Raw genomic sequence first — 23,082 nt, 5'->3', positions numbered from 1 at the left:
TGATATGCCCTTCCCCGGTGATCGTCACAACGCACTGGATGATGCTATCCATCAGGCGCAATACGTTTCCGTTATCTGGCAGAAGTTAATTCCGGCCACCAGCGAGGTGCACCCATGATCTCAAAAAGCCAGCATCGCAATTCATCCGGGATTGATAACAGCACCCAGCAGAACCGGAGAGAAGAAGCTATTGAGTACTTTAAACGAACACATGGGGATCATTCTCACGAAGTGATTCCGATGCTTGATATTGATGCATTCGTTCGCGTGGCTATGCAATACAAGGGCCGAGTTGATTTCAGCCAGTACCCTATCATTGCTGCATATTTAGCTGAACAGGGGGGAAATGTGGATAACATGTATTCAGATGTTTGTAACAAATGTCATGGCTCTGGACACAGCCCAGAAGACGACGGCGAGTGTCCTGATTGCAATGGCTACGGCTGTTACGATTCAGATGAACTCCGCGATGACAGTGTGACACTGGAGCAGCAGCCATGAATAATATCTCCCTGGATAAACTACGCACCTTGGCCGCAGCCGTAGCTGACGCCGAGCAGGGTTCTAAGGCATGGGATAAGGCTACTGATGCGCTGAGCGATAAATTCAGCCCGCAATGCCTTGTAAAGCTGATTGACCAGTTGAAAGCGGCTCAGCACGAACAGGCTGTGAACTGGGAGGCTGCTACATCCCTCGCTGAGGAAAACGGAGAGCTGAAGCGGCAACTTGAGGCGGCGCAGCGTGAGCGTGATGAATACGCGGAGAGTGAGCGTCGAACGGCCGTTAGAAACACAACACTTACAGATGAGAATTACGGACTACGCGCAGAGCTAAAGCGCCGGGATGCGCAGAAGCCTGCATTTACTCCGGAAAAGAAAAACCTCTCTAATCTACCGAAAAGAAAGCCCAAGGGAGAACAGAAAATTCCGGTGGGCACTTACTGCATTTTCGATGGCAAATATGACAAAGGATTTGCCTGCCGCGTGCTTGGATATGAAAAATCTGGTGTGACAGTTCAGAAAATATCAAATTTTGAAACAACGCCAAGGCAGGTGAAAGAGTGGGCACTGATCCCCACAACCAGAGAGAATGCCTACTTTGCCGCTAAGCAGCGAGGAGATTACCGCGATGCCTAAATCCCCCGCCGAGCGCAAAGCCGATCAGCGCGCCCGCCAGGCTGCCACCGGCACCCGCAAGCTGGAACTGCAGCTCGACCAGCAGGAGCTGGTTATGCTCGAGCAGAACTGCGCAGCCCGCCGCCCCGGCCGGGAACCGTATGAGCTTAACGAGTACGTCGCGATGCTGATTCGCCGTGATAATGCCGAGCTACAGCACCTACTAAAAATAGTAGGTCATTGCGGCAAGTGTGGTGACAAAGCACCGGTTACCAGCTGCCCTTGTGTCGGTGAAGTGGCGTGCTGGGTAACAAGCGGATGGCAGGCGCTCAAATTAACAGTGTGACATGTCACGATGATTTTTAACCTGTTGCAGCAGGATTGGGAGATAACCATGAGCCAAAGCGTTTCAGCAATACACGGAGATAACGATATCATTTCTGATGCCGATATTTTTGCTTTGACCGGCTACAAAATTCCTTCAAAGCAATGCGAAAGCCTCCGTGAAGCTGGGATATTTTTCATTATCCGGCGAGACGGCCGACCGCGCACAACATGGCGGCACTTTAACGATCCCCTTTCGCAGAGGAAAGCTAAAACTGATGACGGTTGCGAGCCAAACTTTGGAGCATTGGATTAATGGCACGACCACGGGCAAATAAAGCAGATTTATGGATGCCGCCCCGGACATACCGGGGCAGATCAGCATATGAGTTTCACCCAAAAAATGGTGGTGCCATACGATTATGCGGCTTTGATTCAACCCAGGCTGAAGTGTGGACCGCGTACGAGGCGCTCATAAACGATCGCAAGAATGAAGATTTTTTTGAAGGGCTTACAGAGAGCTTTTTCACTTCCGCTGATTTCTTTGAATTGTCCTTCGAAACCCAGAAAGACTATAGAAAATACTCAGTTAAAGTGCTTTCTGTTTTCGGAAAAATGCCACCAGATGCAATCAAGCCAGAACACATACGCAAGTACATGGATAAAAGAGGACTTAAAAGCAGGACGCAGGCTAACCGCGAAAAAGCTTTTATCTCCCGCGTGTTCCGGTGGGGTTATGAACGGGGAATGGTAAAGGGCAATCCCACCAAAGGCGTTAAACAGTTTAAAGAGGTGGCGCGTGACCGTTATATTACTAACGCTGAATACTCTGCCCTCTACAGCGTTTCACCACCCGTGGTCCAGGTTGCTATGGAACTGGCTTACCTTTGCTGCGCACGTCAGGCTGACGTTCTTGAAATGAAGAAGGGCCAACTGATCGAGGAAGGTATCTTGATCAAGCAGAGCAAAACGAGTGTTGCACAGATAAAAGCCTGGAGTCCAAGGCTTGAGAGTGTAATAAAAGCGTGCAGCGCCCTTCCACTAAAATCAGGCATGAGCACTATCTATGTCATCCACCAGCCGTCGGGTAGCAAATATACGCGGGATGGTTTCAATAGCCGTTGGTTGAAAGCCAAACAGGATGCGAAAGCCGCATTCCCTGAAATTGACTTTAACTTCACTTTTCACGATCTGAAAGCAAAAGGCATTTCTGATCTGTCCGGTAGTCTCTATGAAAAGCAGGCTATTTCTGGCCATAAAAATGTTGAACAAACGGCACGATATGACAGGAAGATTGTGGTGGTTCCGGTAGTCGGTGGGCAGAAGAAAGCAGAATAATATTAGGAATGGGTATTAGGAAACTGAGGGCGGAAACAAAAAAACCGCCCTTGGGCGGTCACGACATTACTACATATTGCTTTGATTTTATTCGTTTTAATCGACAGTGCGAATATGGTGCCCGGAGTGGGACTTGAACCCACACAGCCATAAGCCGAGGGATTTTAAATCCCTTGTGTCTACCGATTTCACCATCCGGGCCTGGATGTAAGATTGGAGGCGCGTCCCGGAGTCGAACCGAGGTAGACGGATTTGCAATCCGTAGCATGGCCACTCTGCCAACGCGCCTTTATTCTTTTTTGCCTTCAGAGAAATTCTCTGCTGACTTAAACTGGAGCGGGAAACGAGACTCGAACTCGCGACCCCGACCTTGGCAAGGTCGTGCTCTACCAACTGAGCTATTCCCGCTTGGCCATCAACTTTGCTACTTTGTTTGAGTGAAACTCAGAAGCTGCTGATTTGCTTTATCTTCTGGCAGACCGTGCTGCCTTTCGATGCGTTGCATTCTACTGAGATGGCGCACTGAGTCAATCAAATTATCCGTACAATGCGTCCGTTTGCTGCTTTTTAAGTCGCTTCGATCAACGTTCGAGCAAATCACCGCGTGCAGCGCTCAAATATTGGAACATTGACCAGAAAGTCAGCACGGCGGCAATGTAAAGTGCAGCCACCCCAATGCCCTCAACGATCGAGTTCGGACGCCATAACAGAGCAAAAAGTGCCAGCATCTGCGCCGTGGTTTTCACTTTACCAATCCAGGAGACGGCAACACTGCTGCGTTTACCGATTTCCGCCATCCACTCGCGTAGCGCAGAAATGATAATTTCACGGGCAATCATGGTTGCGGCAGGCAAGGTGATCCACCATGCGTGGAAGTATTCCGCCACCAGCACCAGCGCCATGGCAACCATCACCTTATCGGCCACCGGATCGAGGAACGCACCAAAACGGGTGGTTTGCTTCCAGCGACGGGCAAGAAATCCATCGAACCAGTCCGTTACCGCAGCAACGACAAAGATCAATGCACAGAGTAGTGGAGCCCATTCAAACGGCAGGTAGAACGCCAGCACGAAAAATGGAATTAAAACTACGCGAAACAGGGTCAGTAAGGTCGGGATATTAAATGGCATAATTATGCTAACTGTTTGGACAGAGTAGAGTTTGTCTCTATGTTCCTACATTGCTACGGGTGTTGCAATGCTTAGTGTTTCAGCGCATAGAAGATTTTTTCGGCCAGCGCATGCGATATTCCCGGTACTTTGGCAATCTCTTCCACCGAGGCATTTATCAGCGGTTGCAGGCCCCCCATATACTTCAACAGCATCTGGCGACGTTTCGGGCCTATGCCTTCTATCGTTTCCAGCGCGCTGGTATTTTTCACTTTCGCCCGTTTATTGCGATGACCCGTAATTGCATGATTGTGAGAGTCATCACGAATATGCTGCAATACATGTAGCGCAGCGGAATCCGGCGGCAGAGAAAATCCCTCCCCCTCCGGTTCGAAAAACAGTGTTTCCAGCCCCGCTTTGCGATCGGTGCCTTTCGCAATACCGAGTAGCAAAGGATGCTGTTTATCCCAACTGACGTCCAGTTCCGCAAAAACGCTTTTTGCCTGCGCCAGCTGACCTTTACCGCCGTCAATCAGAATCACATCGGGGATTTTACTCTCTTCCAGCTCTTTGCCATAACGGCGGCGCAGTACCTGATTCATCGCCGCGTAGTCATCCCCAGGCGTGATTCCGCTGATATTATAACGCCGGTATTCACTGCGCACCGGACCATTAGCATCAAATACCACACAGGAAGCCACAGTTTGCTCCCCCATCGTATGGCTGATGTCGAAGCACTCCATTCGATTGATTTCAGGCAGTTCCAGCACCTGAGCCAGCTCTGACAGCCGTTGATGAACGGTGGAATGCTGTGCCAGCCGCGTCGCCAGCGCCGTGGCGGCATTGGTCCGGGCCAGCTTCAGATAGCGCGCGCGATCGCCACGGGGCTTGCTTTGTATGCTAACCCGCCGCCCGGCAAGCTCGGTCAGGGACTCAGCCAGCAGATCTTTTTCCGGTAGCGTGAAATCAAGCAGGATATCTGACGGCAGCGTTCGGGCCTGGCTGCCCTGTAAGTAGAACTGCCCGACGAAGGTTTGCACCACCTCGGCCTGATCCGTTCCTGCCGGGACCTTCGGATAATAGCTGCGGCTGCCCAGCACCTTGCCCTGCCGGATAAACAGCACGTGCAGGCAGGCCAGGCCGCCATCGAATGCAACGCCGATGACATCCATATCATCGCCCTGATTGGAAACGAACTGTTTTTCCGTTACGCGGCGCACAGCCTGGATTTGATCGCGCAGGCGTGCAGCCTCTTCAAAACGCAGCTCCATGGCGGCAGCCTCCATCCGACTGACCAGCTGGTTGAGAACCTGATCGTCTTTGCCGGAGAGAAACAGCCGCACGTAGTTAATCTGCTGGGCGTATTCTTCTTCACTCACCAGCCCGCTTACGCACGGACCTAAACAGCGGCCAATCTGATACTGCAAACAGGGCCGCGTGCGGTTGCGGTATACGCTGTTTTCACACTGGCGAACGGGAAACACCTTTTGCAACAGCGACAGCGTTTCCCGCACCGCATAGCCATTAGGGAAAGGACCAAAGTACTCGCCTTTCGCATGTTTGGCACCGCGATGGCTGGCAAGGCGCGGATGGGCATCAGCGCTGAGGAAGATATAGGGATAGGATTTATCGTCACGCAGCAGAACGTTATAGCGCGGCTGGTAGAGCTTTATATAGTTGTGTTCCAGCAGCAGGGCTTCTGTTTCCGTATGGGTCACGGTCACATCTATCTGCTGGATCAATGCCACCAGCGCTTCCGTTTTTCGGCTGGCAAGATTATCGCGAAAATAGCTGGAGAGGCGCTTCTTCAGATCCTTTGCTTTACCAACATAAATGACCGTTTCACTGGCGTCGTACATACGATAGACACCAGGCTGGCTGGTAACGGTTTTTAGAAAGGAACGGGCATCAAATACCATACTACTCACTGCTGATTAACGGTTCCGAATTGAACAGACCATAGCGAATAGCCAGATGCGTTAACTCAACATCACCACTGATATTCAGCTTGCTGAACATACGATAGCGGTAGCTATTCACCGTCTTAGGGCTGAGATTCAACTGCTCGGAAATCTCAGTCACTTTCTGTCCTTTGGTGATCATTAGCATAATCTGCAGTTCGCGTTCTGACAAACAGCTCAAAGGTGATTCTGACTGCGGTTCTATCTGGCTTAACGCCATCTGTTGTGCGATATCAGAGGCGATATAGCGCTGCCCGGCGTTGACGGAACGGATCGCGTTGACCACTTCCTGCGGAGCCGCTCCCTTACTCAGGTAACCTGATGCACCCGCCTGCATTACCTTAGCCGGAAGCGGGCTTTCAGTATGAATGGTCAGCATTATCACTTTAGCATCCGGCGAGTAGCGCACAATTTTACGCGTAGCTTCAAGGCCACCAATACCTGGCATGTTCATATCCATAAGCACCACGTCAACATTGTTGCCGCGGCACCATTTCACTGCATCCTCACCACAGTTGGCTTCACCTACAACCTGGATACCTTTGATATCTTCCAGTATGCGACGGATCCCTGTACGCACCAGTTCGTGGTCATCGACGAGAAAAACGCTTATCAAACGGAACTCCCTAAATGGCTGAGGCAGGTGATGATGTGCAATAACGCAGGGTCATTATTCTACTACTTTTTTTTCACTGGTAGAACATATTTAACACAGCGACTAACAATTTCGTTTCTTAAATCATAATGCAAAATAAAAAATAACGCTCATGAAGATCTCTATGGCAGAGACATTGATATTCATCGGAAAAATTGCAATAAATACTTACCAAAATAAATGAAAAATACACAATAACCAGCAATTACATAGCATTAGATAAAACCAGTCGCGACAACTCTTCGTTAAGTAAATTCTACAGACATCCGGATATCTCTGCGAACTTAAATTAAGTTTAGTCTAAAGCGATAAGTAAGCAGGATGGCGTTACCGTTACTGCATCACGCTTTACTTCGTAAACGAGAGCGAAAACGAAGCATGCCCGTCTGATTTTTTTTATGCTATGTATGATATACTTTTAACAATTTTTCGCGCCCTGCCCTGTGGCTCAGGAGCATGTTTTTTATCATTTATCAGGAGAGATCATGAGTCAGATTGACTTTTCAACCAGTGAAGACGTTAAAGCATTAGCTAACGAAGTCACCTGCATGAAGGCGTTGGTTACGCTGATGTTGAAATCGATTGGTCAGGCCGACGCAGGCAAAGTGATCATCAATATGGAGCGCTACATTGCGGGACTGGAAGATGAACAGCAGGCTGAAGTGTTCAGCAACACCGTAAAACAAATCAAACACGCTTTCCGCCAGTAACCAGACAGGGGCCGGCAGCAGGGCTATCGATCCCGCTGTCGGCATCGGCCGTACCTAATTTTCCCTGACGATACCGCCCTTCTGCATCACCGGATAAGCGTCAGGCACTCAGAAAAATAAACAATAACCAGTTGATGAAATAATGGCCTTACTTATCAAAGCGATACTTGGTGCTGTCGTTGTGTTACTCATCGGCATTCTTGCAAAAACACGTAATTACTATCTTGCCGGGTTGATCCCCCTGTTTCCCACTTTTGCGCTGATTGCACACTATATCGTCGGAAGCGAGCGTGGAGTCGAGGCGCTGCGCGCAACCATCCTGTTTGGCATGTGGGCGATCATTCCCTACTTCGTTTATCTGTTATCGCTGTGGTATTTCATCAATATGATGCGGCTGGTGCCTGCGCTGATGGCCGCGGTAGCCTGCTGGTCCGCGGCGGCATGGCTGTTGATAACGCTGTGGTCGAAATGGCAGGCTTAGCGCCCGCGCATACCCCAGCTGATTGAAACGCCCAGAGACGGCAGGACCTCTTCAGGCTTAAAACGTCTTGAGCCATGGAAACGCCTGGCCAGATGAGGCTGGGATATCGGTATTCTTACAGCAAAGAGATTATCTTCCGACTGAATAACGCCCGGCGGCAATTGCAGATAGTTAACCTGATACTGACCGAACATGTTTTCCAGCATCGGTGTCGCGGCGCTGAATAAATTGCTGATTCCGGACTGTTCAGCGAGCTGAAGCGCGTGCCATAAGATATTTAATGGCAGCTCACTGTCTATCTCCAGGCGCGCTGAAAAACGGGACATCTCCCAAATTTGTCCACCGTCGAGGCTTTCCCGATCGGCGTCAGAAAGTTCGCTATTTTCCGGGCACTGCCATTTCATCAGCCGGGCACAGCCGCAAATGCCGTGCTGTGCATGCCAGGCGATCAGCCAGCAGACATCGGAACGATCAAAGCGATCGTACTCCTGGCCTGGGGTACTGAGTCGTGAAGGAATTGACCAACCTTCTTCTCTGGCAAACACGCTGTAGCGGTAGCTTCCCAATTCGGCCAGCAACGAGGAAGGCATATCCTTCAGTTTGGTCTGGATAATTTTCATTTATAAATCCCCGTCGCACTCCCGCACGAAAACCACCCCGGGCGGGACGCGCAGGGTTGTTACCCTTGCGAAGGGTAGACAACCAATTAGTAATACGAAACTACCAAAATTAGTAGTTGCGTTGTTTTTCAGATCAAACCGATTGCAGCTGCGTAAGAGGCAATTTGCGTCTTGTTTGGCGCATTCAATCGTTTTTGCATGTTTTTCTGATGAAAATTAACCGTGTGCTGAGAAATAGAGAGTATCAGCGATATTTCAGCTGACGTTTTTCCTTCCGCCGTCCATTTAAGGATTTCGCGCTCGCGATCGCTTAATTCCAGTTTCACAGAGACCATGGAAATATCTTCAAGCCGGCTGAGCGTCGCCAGCGACAGTTCCACCATATACTGGAGTTTAAGTTGTAACTCAGTGGTTAACTTTACATTATTTAACGGATCTGATGAGGCGAATGATAATATCCCCGTTGCTCTGTTTTGTGCGATGGCTGAGATTGAGATGCCGTGATAAATCCCATGCCGCCTTGCCGCACGCATCATGACAGCCCCTTCGCCTGCGCTTTCATCGTCCCACACCCACAGACTTCCCGGGAGGTGACAATTCTGCAGGATAGGGTCCACAGGGGAATAGTTTTCCTGAAAATAAAAATTTATCCATTTCTCAGGTAAATTACAGTAATAGAAGGTTTTGGGCCGAGTAAATGGCACAGGGTGCTTGATGAAAAGCACATAAAAATCGAACCCAAGACGTTTTGCCTGTTGCTCAATTAACAGAGTCACCTGTTCAATTTCAGTCTCTTTACTGAATGCTGATTGAACTTCGTCTCGCCAATTGAAATAAGTATCAGCAGTCATCAATTCCCCAACGGAACGTAAGGGAACCCACTCGCGTTGATTCTGGTTTTCATTGTAAATATTGCTGTGTAATTAGACATTAAATGTGACCAGATAAATGATTATTGTAATAATGTTTTCGTGAGTAAATTACAGGACCGTTTACTAATTTTTATTAAGTGTAGCTATTTTTTCACCGAAACAAGCCCAACTTTTATCCAATCCATCACAATACCGTATGTTATTATCACCTGAGTGTCCTGACTTCCCACTTTGCAACAATCATTAAGCCTCAGATAACACTTGTATCATAGGATTTATCTTATCAGCATACATCAACTTTGCGCTTTTTTCCCCCTGATCTGCATGTTGTCTTCCCCTGACAGTGACTGCAGCCAAACCAGAATACCCGGTGATAACTAATTGATTGATTTTTATATCATTAACCAACCTCGCCGATGAACTGAAATCGCCATAAATGTTCAAAATAGGCGCAAGCCATTATCTGTTTACACAATTCCTCTTTGACGTTCCTAATCCGGAATCCAACCCTGCCCCCTTTAGCATGGCGTTTTTTTGAGCAGACAATACCGCTTTAACGCAATGTCGTTGTTTTTTCTGCTTTATCATTCTGATTTTGCGTTAAGCTCCTCTTCCTGTGGTGTCAACCGGAATCATTCGCTTCGATCGCCATCACTATTACCGAAAAGAATTACCCGTTTAAAGCGTTATTACACTATCTTATGCCAGCTAATCATGGCAGGACCGAATGAAATAAAAGCCATCAGAGCTTTAACTCATTTACACAGGACAGAACACGACAGGAGAACCTTAATGGTTGATCAATCAAAAGAGGCAACGCTTTCAGAGGAAGGCCCGGACACGCTACGGCGTAACCTGCACAATCGGCATATCCAGCTTATCGCCATCGGTGGGGCCATCGGTACCGGGCTGTTCATGGGATCGGGAAAAACAATCAGCCTGGCCGGGCCTTCGATCATCTTCGTCTACATGATCATCGGCTTTATGCTGTTTTTCGTCATGCGAGCCATGGGTGAGCTGCTGCTCTCCAATCTTGAATACAAATCCTTCAGCGATTTTGCGGCGGATCTGCTTGGCCCGTGGGCCGGCTATTTTACCGGCTGGACCTACTGGTTCTGCTGGGTTGTTACCGGTATTGCCGACGTGGTGGCTATCAGCTCCTACTTCCAGCTGTGGTTCCCTGACTTCTCTATCTGGATGAGTGCCCTAGTGTGTATCGTGGTGTTCTTATCGCTCAATGTCGCCACCGTTAAGCTGTTTGGTGAGATGGAGTTCTGGTTCGCCATTATTAAAATCGTCGCCATCGTTGCGCTGATTGCCACTGGTATTGTACTGGTTGCCATGCACTATCCTTCGCCGGGCGGCGGTACTGCCTCCTTAAGCAACATCTGGGATCACGGCGGTATGTTCCCGAAAGGGCTGAGCGGATTCTTTGCCGGCTTCCAGATTGCCGTATTCGCCTTCGTCGGTATCGAACTGGTGGGCACCGCAGCTGCCGAAACGCACGACCCGAAAAAAGTGCTGCCGCGCGCAATTAACGCCATTCCCCTGCGTATCATCATGTTCTACGTGCTGGCACTGATGGTGATTATGGCCGTGACGCCGTGGAATCAGGTCGTCGCCGACCGCAGCCCGTTTGTTGAAATGTTTGTGCTGATTGGTCTGCCGGCTGCGGCAAGCATCGTTAACTTCGTGGTGCTGACCTCAGCGGCCTCTTCCGCCAACAGCGGTATCTTCTCTACCAGCCGTATGCTGTACGGCCTGTCACAGCAGGGCGTGGCGCATCGTCGTTTTGGTGTGCTTTCAAGCCGTGCAGTACCAACAACGGGCCTGTTCTTCTCATGCTTCTGCCTGCTGGGCGGCGTGGCACTGATTTATCTGATCCCGAACGTCATGACGGTGTTTACCCTGGTCACCACGGTCTCCGCCATTCTGTTTATGTTCGTCTGGACGATTATTCTGTGCTCGTACCTCGCCTACCGCAAGAAGCATCCGCAGCGCCATGCGGAGTCGAGCTATAAAATGCCGCTGGGCAAGTTTATGTGCTGGGTGTGCATGGCCTTCTTCGCCTTCGTACTGGTGCTGTTAACGCTGGAAGAAGATACTCGCCAGGCGTTGATGGTTACGCCGCTGTGGTTCCTGATGCTGGCCACAGGCTGGTTCCTGCGCAGCCGCAAAAAAGCCTAAGCCTTACCCGAACGGGGCAGTCCATCGTCGGACTGCCCTGCTTTAGCGGTCAGCCAGGCTTAGCGTACTCGTATTCCCTCAATCACCATTTTCTGCACGTTTTCCACCGTCTGATTAAAAAAGGCTTCATCGCTTAGCGTCTGGCCGGTCACGGCTTCAACCTGAGTCGCAAAATCAGCATAGTGCTGCGTGGTTGCCCACAGCATAAAAATCAAATGGTGTGGCTGAACTTCCGCCAGTTTTCCCTCGCGAACCCACTGTTCAATGATTGTCGCCTTATCTTCAACCAGATGGCGCAAATCCCCCGCCAGCTCAGCCTTCAGCAGCGGTGCCCCCTGCAGCATCTCCATACAGAACAGCCTGGAGGCCTGAGGATAATCGCGCGATACCTCCAGTTTAAGACGTATGTATTGGCGAATAGCCTCCAGCGGATGCTGGTCGGCGCGCAGCGCTCGCAGCGGTGCCAGCCAGATATCCAGCAGATCTTTTAACACCGCAATGTACAGTTCTTCCTTAGAAGGGAAGTAATACAGCAGATTGGTTTTGGATACATCGGCGCGTTCGGCCACTTTATCCAGGCTGGTGCCGTGGATGCCAAACTGTGAAAAATACTCCAGCGCCGCCGCCAGAATAGCGGAACGCTTCGCCGCGACCGCGCGGGAGCGCCGCGTCGGGGCTTTGACCGGTTGTTTATCTGTCGAATTCACCGTGACTCCGTGATCCATATGGGTTGCGGGGATAATACCAAATCACCCGAATCACACCTAATCGCGACGCTGCACTTTTATTGCGCACCGCTGCCAGTTTTTTGTGCAGTTATTTTTTATCAAATGGTCCGTTTTGACCGACTGCTCTACCTTTAAATTCATAGAGAGAAAACAACCCATTGTTTTAATTAACATTTTTAATTTTGGCATAACCTTTGCACTCTTTCCTGCAACGCGCCGCTTTAATGGAAACCGCAGGATGCAACGCAGCGCCGGGATTAAATCTTTCAATTAATCAGAGGGTTCCATATGAAAATCGGTGTTTTTATTCCTATCGGTAACAACGGCTGGCTGATCTCCCGCAACGCGCCGCAGTACATGCCAACTTTCGAGCTGAATAAAGCCATTGTGCAGAAAGCGGAGGCCTACAACTTCGATTTTGCCCTGTCGATGATTAAGCTGCGCGGCTTTGGCGGTGAAACGGAGTTCTGGGACCACAATCTGGAATCCTTCACGCTGATGGCCGGTCTGGCCGCCGTGACTTCCCGCATCGAGATTTATGCCACCGCAGCCACCCTGACTCTGCCTCCGGCCATTGTGGCGCGGATGGCCTCAACGATTGATTCTATTTCCGGCGGCCGCTTCGGTGTGAATCTGGTCACCGGCTGGCAGAAACCCGAATACGACCAGATGGGACTGTGGCCGGGCGATGAATATTTCTCCCGCCGTTACGACTACCTGACGGAATACGTCAATGTGCTGCGCGATCTGTGGGGCACCGGTAAATCCGACCTGAAAGGTGAATTCTTCACCATGAACGACTGCCGCCTCAGCCCGCAGCCGCAGCGCCCGATGAAAGTGATTTGCGCCGCGCAGAGCGACGCCGGAATGGCGTTTTCGGCGCAGCATGCGGACTACAACTTCTGCTTCGGTAAAGGCGTCAACACGCCAACTGCTTTTGCCCCTACCGCCGCTCGCATGAAGGCTGCCGCCGATGCCGCAGGCCGCGACGTGGGCTCTTACGTACTGTTTATGATTATTGCCGCGGAAACCGACGAGGCCGCCCGCGCCAAATGGGAACACTACAAAGACGGTGCAGATGAGGAAGCACTCGCCTGGCTGACCACCCAGAGCCAGCAGGATAAACGCTCCGGGAGCGATACCAACGTCCGCCAGATGGCCGACCCGACGTCAGCGGTCAACATCAATATGGGGACCCTGGTGGGTTCATGGTCCAACGTGGCCCGCATGCTGGATGAGGCCGCCACCGTGGACGGTACTCAGGGCATCCTGCTGACGTTTGATGATTTCCTGCAGGGCATTGAAGATTTTGGCGAGCGCATTCAGCCACTGATGAAGAGCCGCGCTGGCCTGATTGATATCGCGAAAGAGGTAGCATAATGAACGCGAAACGCGCCGTAGTCTGTACCACCGCATCAACAACACATGCCGTTACCCTCCCTGCCCGTCCGGAGGATATCGTCTTCCCGCCCGAGCAGACCGCGCTGATCGTGGTCGACATGCAGAATGCCTACGCCACGCCCGGTGGCTATCTGGATCTGGCAGGATTTGATGTTTCGGCAACACGACCGGTTATCGATCGGATTAACATTGCGGTTAACGCCGCGCGCGAAGCCGGGGTACAGATTATCTGGTTCCAGAACGGCTGGGACGATAACTACGTTGAAGCAGGCGGCCCCGGATCGCCAAACTGGCATAAATCCAACGCCCTGAAAACCATGCGCCAGCGCCCTGAACTGGAGGGTACGCTGCTGGCCAAAGGAACCTGGGACTATCAGCTGGTCGATCAGCTTACCCCGCAGCCCGGCGATATCGTTTTACCCAAGCCCCGCTACAGTGGCTTCTTTAATACCGCACTCGACAGCATGCTGCGCAGCCGCGGCATCCGCCATCTGGTATTCACCGGAATCGCGACCAACGTCTGCGTTGAGTCAACGCTGCGTGATGGTTTCTTCCTCGAATATTTCGGCATCGTACTGGAAGATGCGACCTATCAGGCCGGACCGCTGTTTGCCCAGCAGGCGGCGATCTTCAATATCGAGACCTTTTTCGGCTGGGTGTCTAACGTTGACAGCTTCTGCGCCACGCTGAAGGCCGGGCAAAACGCGCTGCCGCAAACGGCATAACCATCACTTGACTGAGGAAGAACCATCATGCCTAAAACCATTATTACGCCACCCGGGACCAGCATCCCCATAGCACCTTTCGTCCCCGGCACGCTGGCCGACGGTATCGTGTATGTTTCCGGAACGCTACCTTTTGATAAGGACAATAACGTTGTCCACGTTGGCGACGCGGCGGCGCAGACCCGCCACGTGCTGGAAACGATTAAGAGCGTTATCGAAACGGCAGGCGGCACGATGGATGACGTGACCTTTAACTCCATCTTTATTACCGACTGGAGCAACTACGCGGCGGTGAACGCGGTGTATGCCGACTACTTCCCCGGCGAGAAGCCCGCCCGTTTCTGCATTCAGTGCGGGCTGGTGAAACCGGATGCACTGGTTGAAATCGCCAGCGTGGCGCATATCGGTAAATAAGGGGATACCTGATGCATATCGAACTGTCAGGCCGTAGCGATCCCGATGCCAGGACCCTTGTACTGTCCGCCGGACTGGGCGGACTGGGGAGCTTCTGGCTACCGCAAATGAACGCCCTTCGCGCCGCCTATCGCGTGGTGGTATATGACCAGCGCGGCACCGGTCGCAGCGCGGACAGCCTGCCTGACGGTTACAGCATGCAGGATATGGCCGACGAGCTGATCGCGCTACTAGACCGACATGGGATTGAACGCTTCGATGTTATCGGCCACGCGCTGGGCGGGATGATCGCCATGCAGCTGGCGCTCGACCATCCGCAAAGGGTGGAAAGACTCGTACTGCTCAACGGCTGGCTTCAGCTGGATGCCCATACCCGTCGCTGCTTTCGCGTGCGTCAGGATCTGTTACTCAATACGGGTGTCGAGGCTTATGTCCGCGCTCAGCCGCTGTTTCTCTATCCCGCAGACTGGCTGTCGGAACATCAGGACCGTATTGAAGCCGAAGATGCCCTGCATACCGCGCATTTTCAGGGGATGGAGAATCTGCTTAAACGACTGCACGCGCTGATGAGCTGTGATTACAGCACGCAGGCGGCGCGTATCACCCAGCCGGTACTGCTGCTCTGCTCCCGCGACGATCTGCTGGTTCCCTGGATCTGTTCCGAACGCCTGCATGCTGCTCTGCCCAATGCCACGCTACAACAAATGAACTGGGGAGGCCATGCCATGAGCGTTACCGACAGTGCCACCTTTAATCACCATTTACTGACCTGGCTGCAGCATACCGAACGTAGCCCCGAAACCGTTGATATGGAGCTGATATGGCTGAAACCCTGAATGACCCGACGGTAGAAAAACAGCAGTTTCGTGATGCCATGTCTCGCCTTGGCGCCGCCGTCAATATTATCACCACCGACGGCCCCGCGGGGCGCGCTGGCTTTACCGCCTCGGCGGTGTGCAGCGTCACGGATTCACCTCCGACGCTGCTGGTATGCCTGAATCGTTCTGCTTCGGTATACGAGGTATTCAGAGAGAACATGCAGCTGTGCGTCAATACGCTGGCCGCAGGTCATGAGTCGCTGTCCGGTCTGTTCGGCGGTAAAACGCCAATGGCCGAGCGCTTTATTGCCGCCGACTGGACGACCCAGGTAACCGGGTCACCGATCCTCAGCGGCGCGCTGGCCTCATTTGATTGCATCGTCAGCCAGATTGTCAGCGTCGGTACACATGACATCCTGGTCTGTGAAACCCGCGCGCTGGTGTTTGGCGATAGCCGAAGCGGCCTGATCTATTTCGATCGCCGCTATCACCCGGTGGGAGAGCACAGTTTCTGATTTTTCTTCGCGGGCTACACGGCCCGCATACCTACTGGCTCATTCAGCGGCAACGCGGCCGGTCAATGTGGTTATGACACTCTGGAGAAGACGATGGCGAGTTCCTGGTTTCCTCAATGGTCGAAAAAAACGGCGTCAGCGCAGGATATTGTCGCGCCCGATGAAGCGTTGCCCGTCGGGCAAACCCTGATTATGGGCCTGCAACACGCGGTGGCGATGTTCGGTGCCACCGTGTTGATGCCGCTGCTGATGGGTTTTGATCCTAACCTGTCGATCCTGATGTCGGGTATTGGCACCCTGCTGTTCTTTCTGGTGACCGGCGGGCGTATTCCCAGCTACCTCGGTTCCAGTGCGGCGTTTGTCGGCGTGGTCATCGCCGCCACCGGATTTAACGGCCAGGGCATCAACCCCAATATCAGCGTTGCGCTGGGCGGGATCATTGCCTGCGGCGCACTGTACACGCTGATCGGCTTTGTGGTGATGAAGGCGGGAACCCGCTGGATCGAAAAGATGATGCCGCCGGTGGTCACCGGGGCGGTGGTCATGGCCATCGGCCTGAACCTGGCGCCGATTGCGGTTCGCGGCGTATCCGCTTCGATGTTCGACAGCTGGATGGCGGTGATGACGGTGATGTGTATCGGCGTGGTGGCGGTTTTTACCCGCGGCATGGTGCAGCGATTGCTCATCCTGGTCGGGCTGATTGTCGCATGGGCGATTTATGCACTGATGACCAACGTGCTGGGTTTTGGCACGCCGGTGGACTTCAGCCCGCTGGCCGCTGCGGCCTGGTTCGGTATGCCGCAGACTACGTCACCCACGTTTAGCACTCAGGCTATCGTGATGATCGCGCCGGTGGCGGTGATTCTGGTGGCGGAAAATCTCGGCCATATCAAAGCCGTGGCCGGAATGACCGGGCGCAACCTCGATCCGTGGATGGGCCGTGCGTTCGTCGGTGACGGTCTGGCTACGATGATTTCCGGTAGCGCAGGCGGAACGGGCGTGACCACCTATGCGGAAAATATCGGGGTGATGGCCGTAACCAAAGTCTATTCGACACTGGTGTTCGTTGCAGCAGCGCTGATTGCCATGGTACTGGGCTTTTCACCTAAGTTTGGTGCGCTGATCCACACGATTCCGGGCCCGGTCATCGGCGGTGCCTCGATCGTGGTCTTCGGCCTGATTGCCGTGGCCGGTGCGCGGATCTGGGTACAGAACAACGTTGATCTTAGCCAGAACGGTAACCTGATTATGGTGGCGGTGACACTGGTACTGGGTGCGGGTGATTTCGCACTGAAAATCGGCAGCTTCACACTTGGCGGCATCGGTACGGCGACGTTTGGTGCGATTCTGCTCAATGCGATTCTGAGCCATAAGCGTGCCGCTGCCTTAAGCGACGGCAGCGTAGTACGCCAGGACAGTTAGCCGTTTTTACACTCTACGGGCGAAGGCGATCCCTTCGCCTTTTTTTTGCGCTTCAGTTTCAGCTCGCTAACCAGTACCCCCATTACAATCAATGCGCCGCCCAGCAGAGCGATAGCCGGCAGGCGTTCTCCGGCAATGCGCCCTACAACGCCTGCCCATACCGGTTCACCGGCATAAATCACGGTGGCGCGAGTCGGAGAAACGCTGCGCTGTGCCCAGTTCATCGTCACCTGAATGATGGCGCTGGCGATACCCAGGCCCACCGCGCTGTACAGCAGATACGGGCTCCACGCCGGAACAGACTCGCCGTTCGGGGCCATCATCAGAAAACCAAAAATCGAGGCGGCGGCCAGCTGAATGACGGTCACGCGCCGCACATCCACTTTCCCCGCACTGGCTCCAATAAGCAGGATCTCTGCGGCAATCGCCAGCGTGCTGAGCAGCGTGGCAATCTCACCGACGTTAAACGCCACCTCTCCGCCATCGGGCCCGGCCAGCAACAGCAGTCCGCTGAACGCCAGCGCAATGCCAATCCACGACATCAGCCCCGGCATTTTACGCAGAAACACCCACTGCATTAGCGGAACGAGCGGTACGTACATTGCAGTAATAAAGGCCGACTTGCTGCTGGAGATGGTTTGCATACCATAAGTCTGCAGGCCATACCCTAACCCAATCGCAATGCCGATCAGCACACCGGCTTTGATCTCAGGCCAGGTGACGTTGCGCATAACGCGCCATGAAACCAGCCCAAGCAACAGCGCCGCAACGGCAAACCGCACGCCAATAAAAAAGAACGGGCCGCTGACGGTCATCGCATGATGCACGGCAAGAAACGTCCCACCCCAGACCATGGTGATCAGAATAAGTACCAGCTCGCTGGTATTAATGGAGAATTTATAACGGGAAAGTAAACCAGACATAACGCACTCTGCTGTAATTTTGGCGTCAGTGTGCGGGGATAACGGCATCCGGTCAAGCACCGCACGGTCTGGGCTGCGTTCATCACACCCTGCCGGGTTTGCTGGCCCTGCCCGCCGCCTGCATAGCCAGACTCTGGACCATCCTGCAATGATTTTTAATACAAAATTGATCTGCCGCCAGGCAGCCGCAGAGGCATCTTCTATACTGAAAAATCAGTTAAAAATTAACTTAGCGTTGAGGAGGTCAGTAGCGTATGGCTAAAATTCTAGTGCTCTATTACTCCATGTACGGACATATTGAAACAATGGCGCAGGCCGTTGCAGAAGGTGCCCGTAAAGTCCCAGGTGCAGAAGTCACCATTAAACGCGTGCCGGAGACGATGGATGCCGCCCGTTTTGCCGAGGTTGGCGGTAAAACCGGCCAGACCGCAGCGGAGGCTGACCCGAAAGAACTGGCAGACTATGATGCCATCCTGGTTGGCACACCGACCCGCTTCGGTAATATGGCCGGGCAGATGCGTAACTTTCTCGATCGTACCGGTGGGCTCTGGGCCTCCGGTGCCCTTTACGGCAAACTCGCCAGCGTCTTCGCCTCTACCGGTACCGGGGGCGGTCAGGAACAGACCATCACCTCAACCTGGACCACCCTCGCCCATCACGGCATGGTAATCGTTCCCATCGGATACGGAACGCAGGAACTCTTCGATATCTCCAAAGTGCGCGGCGGGACGCCGTATGGCGCGACCACAATTGCCGGCGGCGATGGTTCCCGTCAGCCCAGTGAGGAAGAACTCAATATTGCCCGCTATCAGGGTGAATATGTTGCCGGGCTGGCAGTGAAACTCAACGGATAATCTGACAGGAGGCAATTATGGCAACACAACAATCTAAGGCTCATCACGTAGGAGAATGGGCCGCCCTGCGCTGTACCTCGCTGGAAATCGCCGAAGCCATCTTTGAGGTGGCTAACTATGATGAACGCCTTGCCGAACAAATCTGGGCGCAGCAGGGAAGTGACGACGTTCTTATCCGCGCATTTAACAAAACCGAAGACGATGTGCTGACCTGGGATAACAAAGTCGTCGAACGCAAAAACGTCTGAAGCCAGGGGCGGGATTTTCCCGCCCTTTTTGTTTGTAGCCCACTGGGAGTCTTCCGATAACCTGGCATGCACTTCAAGGTTTCTACTACGCTTAATTCCACGTGACACATTTCAGCCCGCCAGGGCTGACTAACGACCAAGGAGCGTAGAATGTCCTATCAGACCATCAATCCCGCGAGCAATAAGCTGATAAAGTCCTGGCCCGCGCACACTGACGAACAGGTAGAACAGGCGTTGGCAACCGCCGATGCGTTGTATCACTCCGACTGGTCGAAAGGGAGTATTCAACCGCGCCTGCAGGTATTACAGAAGCTGGCAACGCTGATCGAGGAACGCGTAGAGGAACTGGCCACCGCCGCCAGTGAAGAAATGGGCAAGCTGATTGGCCAAAGCCGGGGAGAAGTTGAGCTTTGTGCACAGATCGCTCGCTACTATGCCGAAAACGCCGAGCGTTTCCTTTCTCCGGTACGTTATCCCAGCGAGCTGGGTGAGGCCTGGGTGGAACATCATCCGATCGGCGTGCTGGTCGCCGTTGAGCCGTGGAATTTTCCTTTCTATCAGTTGATGCGGGTGCTGGCTCCTAACCTCGCTGCCGGTAATCCGGTGCTGGCAAAACATGCGCAAAACGTTCCGCATTGCGCAACGCTGTTTGCTGACCTGGTCAGCCAGGCCGGTGCGCCGGAAGGTGCCTGGACCAATCTGTTCGCCAGTAATGAGCAAATCGCAGAGTTGATTGCTGATGACCGCGTACAGGGCGCAGCCCTTACCGGTTCAGAACGTGCGGGCAGTGCGGTAGCGCAGCAGGCGGGCAAATATCTGAAGAAAACGACCCTTGAACTCGGTGGTAACGACGTTTTCGTGGTGCTCGATGACTGCGATCTGGACAAAGCCGTGAAGGCGGGTGCAGGTGCGCGCCTCAGTAACTGCGGTCAGGTGTGTACCGCCGCGAAACGTTTCCTCGTACACGAGAAGATCGCCGAGACGTTTATGGCAAAACTCGTTGCCGCTTTTGAGGCGGTGAAAATTGGCGATCCGTTAGATCCCAACACGACGCTTGGCCCACTCTCTTCCGCAGCAGCGCGCGATCGCCTTGAGAAACAGGTGAAACAGGCCGTTGAAAAAGGCGCAAAACTGGTGCTGGGCGGCAAGCCGGTGGACGGTGCAGGCTGTTTCTATCAGCCAACCATTCTTACCGGAATAACCCGCGATAACCCCGCCTGGTTTGAAGAGTTTTTCGGCCCGGTAGCGCAGATCTACATCGTGCGTAATGACGATGAGGTGGTCAAACTGGCTAACGACTCCCACTATGGTCTGGGTGGTGCCGTGTTCACCGGAGATATCGCTCGCGGCAAAGCGCTGGCATCGCGTATTGAAACCGGCATGGTGTATATCAACTCGGCCAGTAATACCGCACCGGAGTTACCGTTTGGCGGCATCAAACGTTCTGGTTTTGGCCGTGAGCTTTCCGATCTTGGTATTAAAGAGTTTGTGAATCAAAAGCTGGTGGTAATCAGCAAATAAGCCCACCTTGAAAATAGTGAAAAAAAGGCCGACACCCGGGTGTCGGCCTTTTAACGTTGGCGTGTCTGGAAAAACGCAATCAGCTCGCTGACGGCTGCGCCTGTGTTTTATCAGCGCTGCTGGCGGAATCAGGCTGAGCGGTCTTAGTTTCGCTGGCCGTATCTTTCTCTGCTGCGGCTTTATCCGCTGCCGCTTTGTCAGCAGCGGCCTTATCGGCGGCCGCCTTATCTTTTGCTGCCTGTTCTGCGGCAGCTTTTTCGGCTGCGGCTTTCTCAGCAGCAGCTTTGTCAGCTGCCGCCTTCTCCGCGGCGGCCTTTTCCTTCGCCGCTTTTTCCTGAGCTGCCTTGTCTTTTGCCTGCTGTTCAGCCGTCGCTTTATCTTTGGCTTCCGTCGCGGGTTTATCCTGTGTTGCTTTAGCAGCAGCCTGATCGGCAGCAGCTTTGTCCGATGCCTCTTTCGTTACGTCAGCCGCATCGGCTGAGGCGGCAACAGGTTCAGCAACCTGCATTGACGTACCCTGCAGCGCAGTATTCAACACCGCAGTGAACTGATCCCACGGGCAGAAACCGTTAGCATCAGTCTGGCAGCCGGCCATTTGCAGGGTCACGCGTTTCGGCGGGTTATCCAGCGACAGAGGTTCTGCATCGCGTAGTTGCTCGGTGCTCTGATAAACGTATTCAACCTTCACCAGCTCACGGTTGTTTTTCTTATCCAGCCAGCGCTGGAACTGAATCATTCCGCCAATCGGCGTACGCTCGTTCTGATCCGCTAAATCATAAGGTTTAAAGTCCAGTGCGGTCAGTAATGAGGCGATATTAGAATCATGGCCGACCATCAGCGTGACTTTCGGCGCGCTGTCTTTATCCTGGTCGATCAGCATGCTGCGAATATAGTCCACCAGCGGGGCAGCCACTTCTCGCGCGACCAGGGGAGAGGTGAACAGTGTGTCCTGATAACCATTTTTAATGGCCGACAGTTCTTTCCACTGCTCCGGAGTTTTGATCTGTCCCCATGCCACCTGGTCGAGCGGCATGCCTTCGTAATACTGCAGGGTAAACGCATCAACCAGTGAGTTACCCACTTTCAGCGGACCAGAAACGCCGGGCTCTTTGCCGCTGTCGGCGCTGAAGGTGTTCTGATTGGTGCTGGAAAGATCGCACTGTTTTTTGCCGTTGCAGGCCGCAGAGTTTTTATAATCGATAATTTTTTCCAGGCGCTGGAATGCAGGCTTAAGCGCCAGCTTTTCGCCTTCGGCATTCATCGCTGAAAGCGCCTGCTTGTTGAAGTCTTCACTGTTGCTGGTGATAACCGGATTAAAGATCGGGTCCATCGATCCCATTTCATCCTGATGAGAAACCGCTACATCGCATCCCGGGAACGCACCGGTAATAAAGAACTGCGCGGTGGCGACGGTACGCTGCAGGCTGTTGGCATACGCATAGATCGCGTCAGGAGACGGGCATTCGCCATCTTTAATCAGCCCCTGCTGCGCCAGCCATTCGCGGGTATAGCGCCCCATATAAACTTCCAGCACGCCGCCCTTGGTGGTCAGTTGACCACCCGGTACATCCCACTTCGGCCAGGCTTTTTTCGTCGCCTGTGCCAGCACGCTACCATTGTCCGCCAGCGGCGCACGCAGGTTGTGGCGGCTCATCATCAGCACCTGTTCCAACTGGTAATCGCTATCGGCAGCCCATGCAGACACGCCGGAAAGTGCAGAGCATACAGCGAGTGCACAGAGACTTAACTTTTTAATCATAGGTGTATTCCATTGATTCATCAGGGTGAATAACTGGCAGATAAACGTGCAGCACAGAAGAAAACAGCGCACAACGCTGGGTCACCACCACCGCTCTCCAGAGAAAGTCCAGAAACTCACAATCATCATCGATATTGAGAATATAGCAGACTCTGCCCCCGGCGGTTTAGTGGCATTAGAAGATTGAAAAGAAACAAGATGTTTTCGGTAATGCTCAATCGCTCATTACAGCAAGAAAATAGCAGGATGTGAGGGAAAACAGAAGACGTTTGAGGTGATAGCTGTAAAAAGCAAAAACCCCGAGCTTCTTCAAGCTCGGGGTCAGAATGGATGGTGGAAGCGTAGAGATTCGAACTCTAGAACGGTTTCCCGTCGCCGGTTT

26 protein-coding genes and 3 tRNA genes are annotated in these 23,082 nt (G+C 52.9%); 18 read left to right on the top strand and 11 right to left on the bottom strand.

Annotated elements, in window-relative coordinates; genetic code table 11:
* From IBT46_RS26280 to IBT46_RS26255, 6 genes are all read left to right on the top strand, one after another.
* On the top strand, positions 1 to 118 hold a 118-nt coding region (locus IBT46_RS26280), incomplete at its 5' end, for a 3'-5' exoribonuclease domain-containing protein (protein WP_200548047.1).
* Entirely contained in the window at positions 115 to 501 is a 387-nt protein-coding gene (locus IBT46_RS26275) for a hypothetical protein (protein WP_200548046.1), read from the top strand. The genes IBT46_RS26280 and IBT46_RS26275, both read left to right, overlap by 4 nt.
* Positions 498 to 1,136 carry a hypothetical protein gene (locus IBT46_RS26270; protein ID WP_200548045.1) on the top strand — a complete coding sequence of 213 codons (639 nt, stop codon included), beginning with the start codon at positions 498 to 500 and terminating at the stop codon, positions 1,134 to 1,136. Before IBT46_RS26275 ends, IBT46_RS26270 begins: the two co-directional genes overlap by 4 nt.
* Entirely contained in the window at positions 1,129 to 1,461 is a 333-nt protein-coding gene (locus IBT46_RS26265) for a hypothetical protein (RefSeq protein ID WP_200548044.1), read from the top strand. Before IBT46_RS26270 ends, IBT46_RS26265 begins: the two co-directional genes overlap by 8 nt.
* Positions 1,462 to 1,509: 48 nt before the next feature.
* Complete coding sequence (locus tag IBT46_RS26260; RefSeq protein WP_200548043.1) at positions 1,510 to 1,755, top strand: DUF4224 domain-containing protein; 246 nt, start codon at positions 1,510 to 1,512, stop codon at positions 1,753 to 1,755.
* Positions 1,755 to 2,777, top strand: coding sequence for a tyrosine-type recombinase/integrase (locus IBT46_RS26255; RefSeq protein WP_105595583.1), 1,023 nt, complete (start codon positions 1,755 to 1,757; stop codon positions 2,775 to 2,777). Before IBT46_RS26260 ends, IBT46_RS26255 begins: the two co-directional genes overlap by 1 nt.
* Positions 2,778 to 2,892: 115 nt before the next feature.
* Here the strand turns inward: IBT46_RS26255 and IBT46_RS26250 are convergent.
* The 6 genes from IBT46_RS26250 to uvrY form a co-directional block, all read right to left on the bottom strand.
* Positions 2,893 to 2,978 (bottom strand) — tRNA-Leu (locus IBT46_RS26250).
* A gap of 13 nt (positions 2,979 to 2,991) precedes the next feature.
* Positions 2,992 to 3,065 (bottom strand) — tRNA-Cys (locus IBT46_RS26245).
* Between the two features lie 44 nt (positions 3,066 to 3,109).
* Positions 3,110 to 3,185: transfer RNA gene (locus IBT46_RS26240), tRNA-Gly, on the bottom strand.
* Between the two features lie 173 nt (positions 3,186 to 3,358).
* On the bottom strand, positions 3,359 to 3,907 hold the full coding sequence (gene pgsA, locus IBT46_RS26235) for a CDP-diacylglycerol--glycerol-3-phosphate 3-phosphatidyltransferase (protein ID WP_105593373.1): 549 nt from the start codon (positions 3,905 to 3,907) through the stop codon (positions 3,359 to 3,361).
* 71 nt (positions 3,908 to 3,978) lie between these two features.
* The gene (gene uvrC / locus IBT46_RS26230) at positions 3,979 to 5,805 is read right to left on the bottom strand and encodes an excinuclease ABC subunit UvrC (RefSeq protein WP_200548042.1); all 1,827 of its coding nucleotides are present in this window, start codon (positions 5,803 to 5,805) and stop codon (positions 3,979 to 3,981) included.
* Position 5,806: 1 nt separating this feature from the next.
* Complete coding sequence (gene uvrY, locus IBT46_RS26225) at positions 5,807 to 6,463, bottom strand: UvrY/SirA/GacA family response regulator transcription factor (protein ID WP_105593375.1); 657 nt, start codon at positions 6,461 to 6,463, stop codon at positions 5,807 to 5,809.
* Positions 6,464 to 6,987: 524 nt separating this feature from the next.
* Between uvrY and IBT46_RS26220 the strand changes: the two genes are divergently transcribed.
* Positions 6,988 to 7,212, top strand: a complete 225-nt coding sequence (locus IBT46_RS26220; RefSeq protein WP_105593376.1) for a DUF2594 family protein — start codon at positions 6,988 to 6,990, stop codon at positions 7,210 to 7,212.
* Positions 7,213 to 7,354: 142 nt separating this feature from the next.
* Positions 7,355 to 7,693, top strand: coding sequence for a GlpM family protein (locus IBT46_RS26215; protein WP_105593377.1), 339 nt, complete (start codon positions 7,355 to 7,357; stop codon positions 7,691 to 7,693).
* Here the strand turns inward: IBT46_RS26215 and IBT46_RS26210 are convergent.
* Together IBT46_RS26210 and sdiA are read right to left on the bottom strand one after the other, a co-directional pair.
* A complete protein-coding gene (locus IBT46_RS26210) occupies positions 7,690 to 8,313 on the bottom strand; it encodes an acyl-homoserine-lactone synthase (RefSeq protein WP_200548041.1) in 624 nt (207 codons plus the stop codon). The genes IBT46_RS26215 and IBT46_RS26210 overlap by 4 nt on opposite strands.
* Positions 8,314 to 8,441: 128 nt before the next feature.
* Positions 8,442 to 9,164, bottom strand: coding sequence for a transcriptional regulator SdiA (sdiA, locus tag IBT46_RS26205; protein ID WP_200548040.1), 723 nt, complete (start codon positions 9,162 to 9,164; stop codon positions 8,442 to 8,444).
* An 813-nt stretch (positions 9,165 to 9,977) separates the two neighbouring features.
* On the opposite strand from sdiA, the gene cycA reads away from it, so the two are divergent.
* Positions 9,978 to 11,372, top strand: a complete 1,395-nt coding sequence (cycA, locus tag IBT46_RS26200) for a D-serine/D-alanine/glycine transporter (protein ID WP_200548039.1) — start codon at positions 9,978 to 9,980, stop codon at positions 11,370 to 11,372.
* A gap of 59 nt (positions 11,373 to 11,431) precedes the next feature.
* On the opposite strand, the gene rutR is transcribed toward cycA, so the two are convergent.
* A complete protein-coding gene (rutR, locus tag IBT46_RS26195; protein ID WP_200548038.1) occupies positions 11,432 to 12,097 on the bottom strand; it encodes an HTH-type transcriptional regulator RutR in 666 nt (221 codons plus the stop codon).
* Between the two features lie 291 nt (positions 12,098 to 12,388).
* On the opposite strand from rutR, the gene rutA reads away from it, so the two are divergent.
* From rutA to rutG, 6 genes are all read left to right on the top strand, one after another.
* Positions 12,389 to 13,480 (top strand): pyrimidine utilization protein A, encoded by a 1,092-nt coding sequence (gene rutA / locus IBT46_RS26190; protein ID WP_200548037.1) that lies wholly within the window; start codon positions 12,389 to 12,391, stop codon positions 13,478 to 13,480.
* Positions 13,480 to 14,226, top strand: a complete 747-nt coding sequence (gene rutB / locus IBT46_RS26185) for a pyrimidine utilization protein B (RefSeq protein WP_200548036.1) — start codon at positions 13,480 to 13,482, stop codon at positions 14,224 to 14,226. Before rutA ends, rutB begins: the two co-directional genes overlap by 1 nt.
* Before the next feature lie 27 nt (positions 14,227 to 14,253).
* Entirely contained in the window at positions 14,254 to 14,640 is a 387-nt protein-coding gene (gene rutC, locus IBT46_RS26180) for a pyrimidine utilization protein C (RefSeq protein ID WP_200548035.1), read from the top strand.
* Positions 14,641 to 14,651: 11 nt separating this feature from the next.
* The gene (gene rutD / locus IBT46_RS26175; protein ID WP_200548034.1) at positions 14,652 to 15,476 is read left to right on the top strand and encodes a pyrimidine utilization protein D; all 825 of its coding nucleotides are present in this window, start codon (positions 14,652 to 14,654) and stop codon (positions 15,474 to 15,476) included.
* Entirely contained in the window at positions 15,461 to 15,973 is a 513-nt protein-coding gene (rutF, locus tag IBT46_RS26170) for an NADH-dependent FMN reductase RutF (RefSeq protein WP_200548033.1), read from the top strand. The genes rutD and rutF overlap by 16 nt, the downstream gene beginning before the upstream one ends.
* A gap of 93 nt (positions 15,974 to 16,066) precedes the next feature.
* Positions 16,067 to 17,395 carry a pyrimidine utilization transport protein G gene (gene rutG / locus IBT46_RS26165; protein ID WP_200548032.1) on the top strand — a complete coding sequence of 443 codons (1,329 nt, stop codon included), beginning with the start codon at positions 16,067 to 16,069 and terminating at the stop codon, positions 17,393 to 17,395.
* On the opposite strand, the gene IBT46_RS26160 is transcribed toward rutG, so the two are convergent.
* Positions 17,392 to 18,318: a DMT family transporter gene (locus IBT46_RS26160; RefSeq protein WP_105593555.1), complete on the bottom strand. Its 927-nt coding sequence runs from the start codon at positions 18,316 to 18,318 to the stop codon at positions 17,392 to 17,394. The two genes, rutG and IBT46_RS26160, sit on opposite strands and share 4 nt — an antisense overlap.
* 254 nt (positions 18,319 to 18,572) lie before the next feature.
* On the opposite strand from IBT46_RS26160, the gene wrbA reads away from it, so the two are divergent.
* The 3 genes from wrbA to IBT46_RS26145 all read left to right on the top strand — a co-directional run bounded on the left by wrbA (position 18,573) and on the right by IBT46_RS26145 (position 20,941).
* On the top strand, positions 18,573 to 19,172 hold the full coding sequence (gene wrbA / locus IBT46_RS26155; protein WP_200548031.1) for an NAD(P)H:quinone oxidoreductase: 600 nt from the start codon (positions 18,573 to 18,575) through the stop codon (positions 19,170 to 19,172).
* Between the two features lie 17 nt (positions 19,173 to 19,189).
* On the top strand, positions 19,190 to 19,420 hold the full coding sequence (locus tag IBT46_RS26150) for a YccJ family protein (RefSeq protein ID WP_105593389.1): 231 nt from the start codon (positions 19,190 to 19,192) through the stop codon (positions 19,418 to 19,420).
* Positions 19,421 to 19,570: 150 nt separating this feature from the next.
* Positions 19,571 to 20,941, top strand: coding sequence for an NAD-dependent succinate-semialdehyde dehydrogenase (locus IBT46_RS26145; RefSeq protein WP_200548030.1), 1,371 nt, complete (start codon positions 19,571 to 19,573; stop codon positions 20,939 to 20,941).
* Positions 20,942 to 21,020: 79 nt separating this feature from the next.
* Here IBT46_RS26145 and agp read toward each other — a convergent pair whose 3' ends face one another.
* Positions 21,021 to 22,700 (bottom strand): bifunctional glucose-1-phosphatase/inositol phosphatase, encoded by a 1,680-nt coding sequence (gene agp / locus IBT46_RS26140; RefSeq protein ID WP_200548029.1) that lies wholly within the window; start codon positions 22,698 to 22,700, stop codon positions 21,021 to 21,023.
* Positions 22,701 to 23,082: the final 382 nt, after the last annotated feature.

It is taken from the genome of Erwinia sp. S38 (assembly GCF_016624545.1).
GTDB lineage: Bacteria > Pseudomonadota > Gammaproteobacteria > Enterobacterales > Enterobacteriaceae > Erwinia > Erwinia coffeiphila.
This window is presented reverse-complemented; position numbering and strand designations above follow the sequence as displayed.